Below are 9,549 nucleotides of genomic sequence, written 5' to 3'. Positions count from 1 at the left end.
AGGTGCCCGAAGGTCTTCCTCTCCGCAATCGCGCTCGCTGCAACCGTCATCTATTGGCTATGAGTCCTGACCCTAGTAAACGACATTCCCCAAATAGAACGCCAACCGCACCATGTTGCAGCCACTTTACGGGTATGCAAAGTGATCATTGAGACTCATTGCAGTGAATGGCCGGTGTTAGCCCCTCGCGAAGGATTCTGGGTGGGTCATGAATACGTAGTTTGGGCTCGAAGCCGTCATGCAGCAGTGCAGAGCGGAACCCAGATTTGCTGCTGCCTGAACGTCGGCTTTCCGCCCGGTGGCCTGTCTGGCTCGCGCCCGCAGAGAAAGTCCACTTCCCGCCAAACCTGCATGTGATCACTCGGTTTACTATTCGCCAGGTGTACGACCGCATTGGGCTGAAAGCGGTCATTCTCTGCCATATAGACGAAAGGCCGCTTCGTGCAGGCAGGCATCAATCCCTGCAAAGCAAACGAAAAGCCGCCAAAGCCCCTACCCCCACCGTCTCAACACAACCTCAACCGCCTCCGCAACATCCGCCACCACCGCCGTCGGGCGCGGTGCGAACCTCGCCTCATCGCCGCTGCGATACTTCCCCGTCCGCACCAGGAACGCGGCCCCCAGCCCGGCCTTGAGCGCCCCGGCGACGTCGCTTTCGGCGTCGTCGCCGATCATCACCACCTCGCCCGGATCGCAGTTCATGCCCTGCGCGGCGGCGTGGAAAAACGCGGGCGCGGGTTTGCCGAACAGCCGCGCCTCGGTGCCGTTGGAATATTCCAGCGCCCGCACGAAGGCCCCGGCGTCGAGCAACAATTCGCCATCCGCATCGCGGAACACGCGATTGGCCGCCAGCGCCAGAAACGGCGCGCCCCTTGCCAGTTCCCGGAAGGCCGCGTTCATCCGCTCATAGGTGAAACTGGGCCCCGCATCGCCGACCACGACGGCGGTCCGGTCGCCGCCGGGCAGGTCCGCGAAATCTTCTTCCAGATCGGGATGGGCCAGCAGATGCGGCGCATAGCCTTCGCGCCGCAGCCAGTCACAGGCCGCTTCCGCCGGTGTCAGTACCTCTGCAGGGGTCACGGGAAATCCCATCGCGGCGAGCTTGGCCACGACCTTGCGTTTCGGGTTCCGGGTCGAATTGGTCAGGTATCGGACGGGCAATCCCGCGCGCTCCAGCTTGCGCAGCGCCTCGACGGCGCCCGGCACCGCATGATCGCCCTCATGGAGAACACCGGCGATATCCAGAACCACGCCCCTGATCACCCCGCCCCCTCCGTGCTGCCCCAGCTATGGGCCGAGTATGCACCGAAACGGGCGGCCGGGCCATCCGTAGCGTTTGCCGCTACAAATGCCGCAAATGCCGATAAAGGTCTGCGGCGCCTAGCCGTCGGCCTTTTCTTCCAGTACCAGCCATTCCTCTTCCGCCGCTGCCAGCGCCTGCTGCCGTTCGACCAGTGCGTCGGTGGCCTTCTGGAATTTCACCGGTTCCTTGCTGAAAAGCTCCGGATCCATCAGGAATTCCTCCAGCTTGCCGATCTCCGCTTCCAGCCGCTCAATGACGGACGGCAATGCCTCCAGCCGGTGCTTTTCGGTGAAGGACAATCCCTCGGCGGGCTTGGACTCCGGCCTCGATTCCTGCTTCACCTTTTCCCCGGAAGGCTTTGCTTTTGTTTTCTTTTCCTGCGGCTCGCGCTCGGCCCTCTGGGCCTGGTAGTCGCTCCATCCGCCAGCATAGACGGTCGCCCTGCCATCGCCTTCCATGGCGATGGTCGTGCTTGCCACCCGGTCGAGGAAATCCCTGTCGTGGCTGACCAGAAGCACGGTGCCGTCGTAATCGTCCAGCAGTTCCTGCAACAGGTCCAGCGTTTCGATGTCCAGATCGTTGGTCGGCTCATCAAGCACCAGAAGGTTACTTTCCTTCGCCATCAGCTTGGCCAGCAGCAATCGCGCTTTTTCCCCGCCCGACAAGGACTTGACCGCCGCGCGCGCCTGCCTTTCGTCGAACAGGAATTCCTTCAGGTACCCCACCACGTGCTTCGGCTGGCCGCGCACCAGAACCTGGTCGGCCTTGCCCGACACCCGCATATCGGGATCGCCGGTCAGGCTGTCCCACAGGGTCATTTCAGGGTCCAGCTGCGCCCGGCTCTGATCGAAGATCGCCGGCATCAGCTTGGTGCCAAGACTGACCGTTCCCGTGTCCGGCGCCTCTTGTCCCATCAGGATTTTCAACAGCGTCGTCTTGCCCACGCCGTTGGGGCCGACAAAGGCCACCCGGTCGCCGCGCTGGATCTTGACCGAGAAATCCTTCAGGATCACCTTGTCGCCGTAAGACTTTGAAATGTCTTTCGCTTCCACAACCTTGCGGCCCGATTTCGGGCCCGAGGACAGATCCATCGCCGCCGCGCCCTGGCGCTTGATCTGCCCCGCGCGTTCGGAACGCAATTCCTGCAGCTTGCGCAGCCGTCCCTGATTGCGCTTGCGCCGCGCCGAAATGCCCTCGACGGCCCAGCGGCCCTCGGACTTGATCTTGCGGTCCAGCTTGTGGCGCGCGATGTCCTCTTCTTCCCAGACCTTGTCGCGCCAGGCTTCGAACGCCTCGAATCCCCTTTCCTGCCGCCGAACGCTTCCCCTGTCGATCCAAAGGGTCGCCCGCGTCAGCGCACGCAGGAAAGCCCGGTCGTGGCTGATCAACACGAACCCCTTGCGGGTTTCGCGCAATTCGCTTTCCAGCCAGGCGATCGCCTCGATATCCAGGTGGTTGGTTGGCTCGTCCAGCAGCATCAGCTCGGGCGCCTCGGCCATCAGCTTGGCCAGCGCCGCGCGCCGCCGTTCCCCGCCCGACGCGGTTTCCACCGGGCGCGCGGGATCGAATTTCAATCCTTCACCGGCCATTTCCACCCGGTACATCTCGGACGCGTCCAGTCCGCTGGCGGCATAGTCGCCCAGCGTGGAAAAACCCGCCATGTCGGGTTCTTGTTCCATATACCCGACACTGACGCCGGGCGGCACCACGCGGGTGCCGTGATCGGGTTCGACCAGCCCCGCCATCACCTTCATCAGGGTGGATTTCCCCGACCCGTTGCGCCCGACCAAGGCCACCCGTTCGCCAGGCTGCACCACCAGAGACAGATCGAGAAACACCGGATCGCCGCCGAAGGTCAGCGAGATGTCGTTCAGTTGAAGCAAAGGAATACGTGCCATGTCAGGCGGGCTAGCGCGCGGCGCGGGCGGCGTCAATGGGGCGCGCGCTCTCCGGCAGCTTTGACCTGCGTCAATGCGTTTCGCGCAGCACTTGTCAGACTGCGATCACATTTGAATCCGTCAGGAGGAACACATTATGGCTCATCGCAGTTGGCTCCCCTCGGCCTGGCTTGGTTCCAAGGGAGAAGAACATCCTTTCGCCGCGCTGCGCGAACAGATCGACACGATATTCGACGATTTCGACAAGGGCATCCTTAATCGCGAAGGCGGCTTCGCCATCCGCAGCAATGTCAGCGAAACCGACAAGGACGTCTGCATCACCGCGGAACTTCCCGGCATCACCGAAAAGGATGTCGATGTCAGCATCACCGGCAACCGGATCACCATCAAGGGCGAGAAGAAAACCGAAGAAGAGGAAAAGGGCGAAGAGGAAAACCGCACTTTCCGCCGGATCGAACGCTATTCCGGTTCGTTCGAACGGATGATGACCCTGCCCTTTGACATCGACCCCGACACCGTTGCGGCCGAGGTCAAGGACGGCGTGCTGACCGTGACCATTCCCAAACCGCCCGAGGAAGTCACGGGCACCAGGAAAGTCGAGGTGAAGAAGGCGAAGTAGGCCGCGGCTCCGCAGCGAGGGCACGGCGGATCTCCGTCACGGGTCCGCCTACCCCGCGACCCCGCGCAAAAGCCGCTTGCGGGCCGGCGGAATCGCGTTGATTTCCAGCCCGGTGAACACGTGCAGCGTATTCATGTTCCGATCCACAACCGCGTGATCCGACACCCACCCGCCCATCAGCAGATACGTCCTGAGAAGCGGCGGCATCCGCAGCATCGCCTGTTTCGCATCCGGTTTGCGCCGCAGTTTCTGGCCGAACCGGAACACTTGCGGCGCCTTCACCCGCGGCAACCAGCGCTTCGGCGCCAGGTGCCGTTCCTTCAGCATCGCGAAAGCATCGAGGTATTCCTTTTCGTCGGTGCCGTGGAAGGACGAACAGCCGAACAGCATTTCGACTTCGTTGTCATCCACATACCGGGTCATCGCGCCCCAGGCGACGCGCAGAATATCTGGATCCCGGACCTCGGGATGGATGCAGAATCGCCCCATTTCGACCATCGGCCCCTCAAAATCCTTCAGGCCGGACAATTCATAATATTGCGCCGAATAGCTGCGGCCGATCTCGCTGCCGCCGGACAGCGGCAGAATCCGGAAGCAACAGACCAGCCGCCCGGTCTTGCTTTCCTCGACCAGAACATGGACGCAAACGGCATCGAAACCATCCACGTCCAGCCCGTCTGTCCCGTGAAAACTGAGGTGGCGCAACCGCTGTGCGGCTTCGACATCTTCGGCGGTTTTGGCCAGGCGCGTGTTATAGCGCCCCTTCTTCAATGACAGCATCAGGCGGCTCCGGCTGCTTTCCCAGGACAATTTGCCCTGGGTGAAAAGGTAGTTTCGCCGACCTTAGCACACAAGATATATCAGGGCTGTGACGAACTGCCTGCCCCGCTCTGTCCGGTCTTATCCCGCCTTATCCGGTAAAGTCGCCTGCCCGAAACTGTCCGATATTGCCCAGAAGCTGACGCAGGAAGCCCTTGTTGGCGATGTTCGAACTGGTCACCCGGCGGGTCAGCGGAACCACCCGGCCATCCTCCAGCATGAAGCGTTCTACATTGCTGACCACGCCACGCTTGTCGAAGCTGATCGCCAAGACCTGACGGTCGACCACTTCGGGGCGTTGATAGGCGTAATGGCGCACCCGGCTTTGAACGTAGTAATAGCCACTATCGTTCAGCACGCCAGTCGCGCCGGGCGTGCCGATGGTTTCGGCGACGCTGTCGCGGGTATCGACGCCGACGACGACCGCGGACAGATCCTCGTCAGTGGGCACGTATCCGTGATTGCGATACAAAGCGGTGCATCCGGCCATCGCCAGCATTACCAGCCCTGCGGCGGCAGTTCTGAAAGTCTTTCGCGTGCGTGACATTGCTGTCCTCTTGCCTTGGCCCTCTGCGCCTCTTATCCCGCTTACAGAAGGAAAGCCTTCGGTTCAAGCAGAGGAACCCACCCGATCATGACAAGCCTGCCCAGCCACCCGTTGCGCGTCTCCGACCTGCCGACCACCAGACCGACCCGTTTCGAACTGGTTCCGGATGACGCAGAACTTGCGGCCATCGCAAACGAATTGGACTTGGTTCAACTGCGCAAGCTGCGCTTCAAGGGGGAGATTCGCGCCGAGGGGCGCGAAGATTGGCTGCTTGTGGCCGAACTGGGCGCGACCGTGGTGCAATCCTGTGTCGTCAGCCTAGACCCGGTGACCACTCGGATCGACGAAAAGATCACCCGGCGCTTTGTTGCCGACCTGCCCGAGGACGCCACGGATGAAGAAGAGGTGGAAATGCCGGAGGACGACACGCTGGAAGCCCTGGGCAGCGTGATTGATCCGGCAGAGACGATGATCGAATCCCTGTCGCTGGCGCTGCCTCTCTACCCGCGCGCCGCAGGCGTGGAGCTGACCGAAAGCCAATTCACCGAACCGGGAAAAAAGGCTATGACGGACGAGGAAACCAAACCCTTTGCCGGGCTGGCCGCCCTGCGTGACAAGCTGGAAAAGAAAGACTGAAAAAAACACTTGCACCGAAGTGGATTCACAGTATTTTCCGGCGCTCATCCGAATTTTGGGTTGGACATGTCGGCACGGACCGAATATGAGCCACGAACCCACGTGAAACCGGGCCGCCTGCGCCCCTAGGAAATTGAGGTTGTGACATGGCTGTCCAACAGAACAAAGTATCCAAGTCGCGCCGCAACAACCGTCGCGCGCATGACGCGCTGGTCGCGGCAAATCCCAACGAATGCCCCAACTGTGGCGAGCTGAAGCGCCCGCACCATGTTTGCGCATCCTGCGGTCACTATGCCGATCGTGAAGTCGTCGCTCTGGTCGACGAAATCGATCTGGACGAAGACGCGGCATAACGCAAAACTCGGGGACCAGCGTCCGCAATGACCGCTTTGCAGGATCAATCCACGGCGGGTGCAGGGCGCACCATCATCTCCGTTGACGCCATGGGTGGCGATCGAGGACCGGCGGCAGTAGTCGCCGGTATTTCTCGTTCGGCCAAGAAAAATCCCGATATCGGCTTCATCCTGCACGGCCCCATCGCCGAGTTGAAGAAGCTGGTCGCGCGCAAGAAAACGCTGGACGGCCGGGTCGAGCTCCGCGACGCCCAAGGCGTTGTCACGATGGAGGACAAACCCTCCCAGGTGATGCGCCACGGCAAGGACACCTCGATGTGGTCGGCACTGGAATCGGTGCGGTCCGGCGAAGCGGATGTCTGCGTATCCTGCGGCAATACCGGCGCGCTGATGGCGCTTTCCATGGTGCGTCTGCGCAAGCTGCCGGGCGTCAACCGCCCCGCAATCGCGGTGCTGTGGCCGTCGCGCAATCCGCAAGGCTTCAACGTGATGTTGGATGTCGGAGCCGATGTGCGCGCCGACGAACGCGACCTGCTACAATACGCACTTATGGGGGCATCTTACTCCCGCAACGGCATGGGCCTGCAAAAGCCGCGTATCGGTCTGCTGAATGTCGGCACCGAGGAACACAAGGGCCGGGCCGAACTGAAGGCGGCCCATGACCTGATCAAGTCCAATGCCGACAATGCCGGTTTCGACTTCGTCGGCTTCGTCGAAGGCGGCGATATTCCCGGTGATATCTGCGACGTGATCGTCACCGACGGGTTCACCGGCAATGTCGCGCTGAAAACCGGCGAAGGCACCGCCAGCCTGATCGGTGACCTGCTGAAGGAAGCCTTCCAGTATTCGCCCCTGTCGCGGCTGGCCTCGGTTCTGGCCTATACCTCGATGCAGCGCCTGAAGAAGCGGATTGACCCGCGCCAGGTCAATGGCGGCGTGTTCCTGGGGCTGAACGGCACGGTGGTCAAATCGCATGGATCGGCCGATGCGACCGGGGTCGCGGCGGCGGTAAAGCTGGCCTTCCAGCTGTCTCAATCGGGCTTTTCCCACAAACTGGCGGCACGGGTTGCATCTGCCAAGGAGCAGGTTCAAGATGGGTCCGCTGAGCAGACCGAAAACGGTGATAAAGAATGACAATACGCGCTGTTGTAAAAGGCGTTGGCCACTATCTGCCGGAACGTATCGTTCCCAACAGCGAGTTTGAAAAAACCCTCGATACATCCGACGAATGGATTCGCTCGCGCTCCGGCATCGAGCGGCGGCATTTCGCCGCCGAGGGGGAAACCACCTCCGATCTGGCGGTCAACGCAGCCCGCGCGGCACTGAAAAATGCCGGACTCGAACCCGATGATATCGACACCGTGCTGGTCGCGACCTCGACCCCGGACCTGACCTTCCCTTCGGTCGGCACCATGGTGCAGGAAAAGCTGGGCATGACCCGCGGCTTCGGTTTCGACGTGCAGGCGGTCTGCGCCGGGTTCATCTTCGCGCTGACCAATGCCAACGCGCTGATTCTGGCGGGCCAGGCCAAGCGGGTGCTGGTGATCGGCGCCGAAACCTTCAGCCGGATCATGGACTGGACCGACCGGTCGACCTGCGTGCTGTTCGGCGACGGCGCAGGCGCGCTGGTGCTGGAAGCTGTGGAAAGCGAAGGCAGCACTTCCGACCGCGGCATCTTGGCATCGGACCTGAATTCCGACGGCCGTTTCCGCGACATGCTCTATGTCGATGGCGGCGTGTCCACCACCGGCACCTCGGGCAAGCTGCGCATGCAGGGCAATCCGTTGTTCCGCCAGGCCGTGGAAAAGCTGACCGCCACCGCCGAATCCGCGCTGAAAAAGGCCGGGCTGAGCGATGACGACGTCGATTGGATCGTGCCGCATCAGGCCAATATCCGCATCATCCAGGGCACCGCCAAGAAGATGGGACTGTCGATGGATAACGTCGTGGTGACCGTGCAGGATCACGGCAATACCTCGGCCGCATCGATTCCCCTGGCCATGTCGGTCGGCGTCGAACAGGGCAAAATCAAGAAGGGCGACCTGCTGGTTGCCGAGGCAATCGGCGGCGGCTTGGCCTGGGGCGCAGTGGTTCTGCGCTGGTAAGTCAAAAAGGGCCGTTTCAAACCCTTCTTGCAAGTCATTGATATTGACTCGGAAATTACCTTACCTCATGCTTGACCAAACAATGGGGGGCTCCTGTGATGAGTGGCAAGACTCTAACCCGGATGGATTTGAGCGAAGCGATTTTCCGCGAAGTCGGTTTGTCGCGTAACGACTCGGCCCAGCTGGTTGAAAGCGTACTGAACCACATGTCCGATGCTCTGGTGCGGGGCGAACAGGTCAAGATTTCGTCTTTCGGCACATTTTCGGTCCGGGAAAAGGCCGCCCGCGTGGGTCGCAACCCCAAGACCGGGGAAGAGGTGCCGATCAATCCCCGCCGCGTTCTGACCTTCCGCCCGTCTCACCTGATGAAGGAACGGGTCGCCGCCGGAAACGCAAAAAAGGGATAAGCTCGGATGGCGAAATCGCCCGACGCTTTCCGCACCATCAGCGAAGTCGCAGAATGGCTGGATCGTCCGGCCCATGTGCTGCGCTTCTGGGAAAGCAAATTCAGTCAGGTCAAACCGGTCAAGCGTGCCGGCGGTCGGCGGTATTACCGGCCGCAGGATATGCTTCTGCTGGGCGGCATCAAGAAGCTGCTGCATGACGACGGCATGACCATCAAGGGCGTGCAGAAGCTGCTGCGCGAAAACGGCGTGCAGCATGTCGCCGCGATGTCGCAGCCGCTGAACGGGTCAGAAACGATCGATGTCCCCCCTGCCCCCCAGCCCGAACCGGCCGCCGAGACACAGGACAACAGCGACAACCTCGTCGCCTTCAAACGGCCGGGATCCGGGACCGAACCGCAGGACGCGGCCAAGCCGGAACCGGAAGCCGAAAACGCACCGGTGCAGGACGCGGCCCCCGTCGCAGAAACCGATGCGCCGCAACAAGCGTCGCTGTTCGAATTCCCCGCCGCCGCCCCGGTGACCGAGGAGGCGCCGGCCCCCACCGAAAAACCCGTGGCAGAACTGGTCGAGGAACCCGTTGCGAAGGAAGCCGAATCCGAAACGGCAGCCGCGCCGGAACCGGCGCCCGAGAAACAGTCCTCGGCCGAATCCGAGGAGCAGCCCGCCGCGACGCAACAGCCCGAAACACCGGTTCCCGCCGCCGCCCGCCCCGGTATCCTGTCGCGTATACTGACCCGGCAGGCCAAGCTGTCCGGGGCCGACGTGACCCCGATTCTCGATCGCGCCAGGTCCCATGCCGATGCGCTTGGAAAAGCATCCCGAGAGCGGTGAAGAAAATCGCAATTGCCCCTTGCCCCCGTCC

General features: G+C 62.0%; 11 protein-coding genes. 7 read left to right on the top strand and 4 right to left on the bottom strand.

Going from position 1 to position 9,549, the window contains the following annotated elements; genetic code table 11:
- Window positions 1–492: 492 nt before the first annotated feature.
- Both IT775_RS19345 and IT775_RS19340 read right to left on the bottom strand, forming a co-directional pair.
- Entirely contained in the window at window positions 493–1,263 is a 771-nt protein-coding gene (locus IT775_RS19345; protein ID WP_212702887.1) for a TIGR01458 family HAD-type hydrolase, read from the bottom strand.
- A gap of 117 nt (window positions 1,264–1,380) precedes the next feature.
- Window positions 1,381–3,201, bottom strand: a complete 1,821-nt coding sequence (locus IT775_RS19340; RefSeq protein WP_212702886.1) for an ABC-F family ATP-binding cassette domain-containing protein — start codon at window positions 3,199–3,201, stop codon at window positions 1,381–1,383.
- A 136-nt stretch (window positions 3,202–3,337) separates the two neighbouring features.
- Between IT775_RS19340 and IT775_RS19335 the strand changes: the two genes are divergently transcribed.
- On the top strand, window positions 3,338–3,820 hold the full coding sequence (locus IT775_RS19335; RefSeq protein ID WP_212702885.1) for an Hsp20/alpha crystallin family protein: 483 nt from the start codon (window positions 3,338–3,340) through the stop codon (window positions 3,818–3,820).
- Window positions 3,821–3,868: 48 nt separating this feature from the next.
- Here IT775_RS19335 and IT775_RS19330 read toward each other — a convergent pair whose 3' ends face one another.
- Both IT775_RS19330 and IT775_RS19325 read right to left on the bottom strand, forming a co-directional pair.
- Complete coding sequence (locus IT775_RS19330) at window positions 3,869–4,600, bottom strand: GNAT family N-acetyltransferase (protein ID WP_212702884.1); 732 nt, start codon at window positions 4,598–4,600, stop codon at window positions 3,869–3,871.
- Between the two features lie 130 nt (window positions 4,601–4,730).
- A complete protein-coding gene (locus IT775_RS19325) occupies window positions 4,731–5,186 on the bottom strand; it encodes an outer membrane protein assembly factor BamE (RefSeq protein ID WP_212702883.1) in 456 nt (151 codons plus the stop codon).
- A gap of 87 nt (window positions 5,187–5,273) precedes the next feature.
- Between IT775_RS19325 and IT775_RS19320 the strand changes: the two genes are divergently transcribed.
- From IT775_RS19320 to IT775_RS19295, 6 genes are all read left to right on the top strand, one after another.
- A complete protein-coding gene (locus IT775_RS19320; RefSeq protein WP_212702882.1) occupies window positions 5,274–5,822 on the top strand; it encodes a YceD family protein in 549 nt (182 codons plus the stop codon).
- Between the two features lie 146 nt (window positions 5,823–5,968).
- The gene (gene rpmF / locus IT775_RS19315) at window positions 5,969–6,175 is read left to right on the top strand and encodes a 50S ribosomal protein L32 (protein WP_058263232.1); all 207 of its coding nucleotides are present in this window, start codon (window positions 5,969–5,971) and stop codon (window positions 6,173–6,175) included.
- A gap of 27 nt (window positions 6,176–6,202) precedes the next feature.
- On the top strand, window positions 6,203–7,309 hold the full coding sequence (plsX, locus tag IT775_RS19310) for a phosphate acyltransferase PlsX (RefSeq protein WP_212702881.1): 1,107 nt from the start codon (window positions 6,203–6,205) through the stop codon (window positions 7,307–7,309).
- Window positions 7,306–8,280, top strand: coding sequence for a beta-ketoacyl-ACP synthase III (locus IT775_RS19305; RefSeq protein ID WP_212702880.1), 975 nt, complete (start codon window positions 7,306–7,308; stop codon window positions 8,278–8,280). The genes plsX and IT775_RS19305 overlap by 4 nt, the downstream gene beginning before the upstream one ends.
- A gap of 98 nt (window positions 8,281–8,378) precedes the next feature.
- Window positions 8,379–8,687, top strand: coding sequence for an integration host factor subunit alpha (ihfA, locus tag IT775_RS19300; RefSeq protein ID WP_212702879.1), 309 nt, complete (start codon window positions 8,379–8,381; stop codon window positions 8,685–8,687).
- 6 nt (window positions 8,688–8,693) lie between these two features.
- Window positions 8,694–9,518, top strand: coding sequence for a MerR family transcriptional regulator (locus IT775_RS19295; protein ID WP_212702878.1), 825 nt, complete (start codon window positions 8,694–8,696; stop codon window positions 9,516–9,518).
- Window positions 9,519–9,549 lie beyond the last annotated feature (31 nt).

Origin of the sequence: Thalassovita aquimarina (assembly GCF_018219815.1) — a bacterium.
Classification (GTDB): Bacteria; Pseudomonadota; Alphaproteobacteria; order Rhodobacterales; family Rhodobacteraceae; genus Thalassobius; species Thalassobius aquimarinus.
This window is presented reverse-complemented; position numbering and strand designations above follow the sequence as displayed.

What these genes read in the sequence shown, in the direction of transcription:
- IT775_RS19295 (WP_212702878.1), top strand. Translation starts at nt 8,694, where the DNA reads ATGGCGAAATCGCCCGACGCTTTCCGCACCATCAGCGAAGTCGCAGAA.
- rpmF (WP_058263232.1), top strand. Translation starts at nt 5,969, where the DNA reads ATGGCTGTCCAACAGAACAAAGTATCCAAGTCGCGCCGCAACAACCGT.
- IT775_RS19335 (WP_212702885.1), top strand. Translation starts at nt 3,338, where the DNA reads ATGGCTCATCGCAGTTGGCTCCCCTCGGCCTGGCTTGGTTCCAAGGGA.
- IT775_RS19320 (WP_212702882.1), top strand. Translation starts at nt 5,274, where the DNA reads ATGACAAGCCTGCCCAGCCACCCGTTGCGCGTCTCCGACCTGCCGACC.
- IT775_RS19340 (WP_212702886.1), bottom strand. Translation starts at nt 3,201, where the DNA reads ATGGCACGTATTCCTTTGCTTCAACTGAACGACATCTCGCTGACCTTC.
- plsX (WP_212702881.1), top strand. Translation starts at nt 6,203, where the DNA reads ATGACCGCTTTGCAGGATCAATCCACGGCGGGTGCAGGGCGCACCATC.
- IT775_RS19330 (WP_212702884.1), bottom strand. Translation starts at nt 4,600, where the DNA reads ATGCTGTCATTGAAGAAGGGGCGCTATAACACGCGCCTGGCCAAAACC.
- IT775_RS19305 (WP_212702880.1), top strand. Translation starts at nt 7,306, where the DNA reads ATGACAATACGCGCTGTTGTAAAAGGCGTTGGCCACTATCTGCCGGAA.
- ihfA (WP_212702879.1), top strand. Translation starts at nt 8,379, where the DNA reads ATGAGTGGCAAGACTCTAACCCGGATGGATTTGAGCGAAGCGATTTTC.
- IT775_RS19325 (WP_212702883.1), bottom strand. Translation starts at nt 5,186, where the DNA reads ATGTCACGCACGCGAAAGACTTTCAGAACTGCCGCCGCAGGGCTGGTA.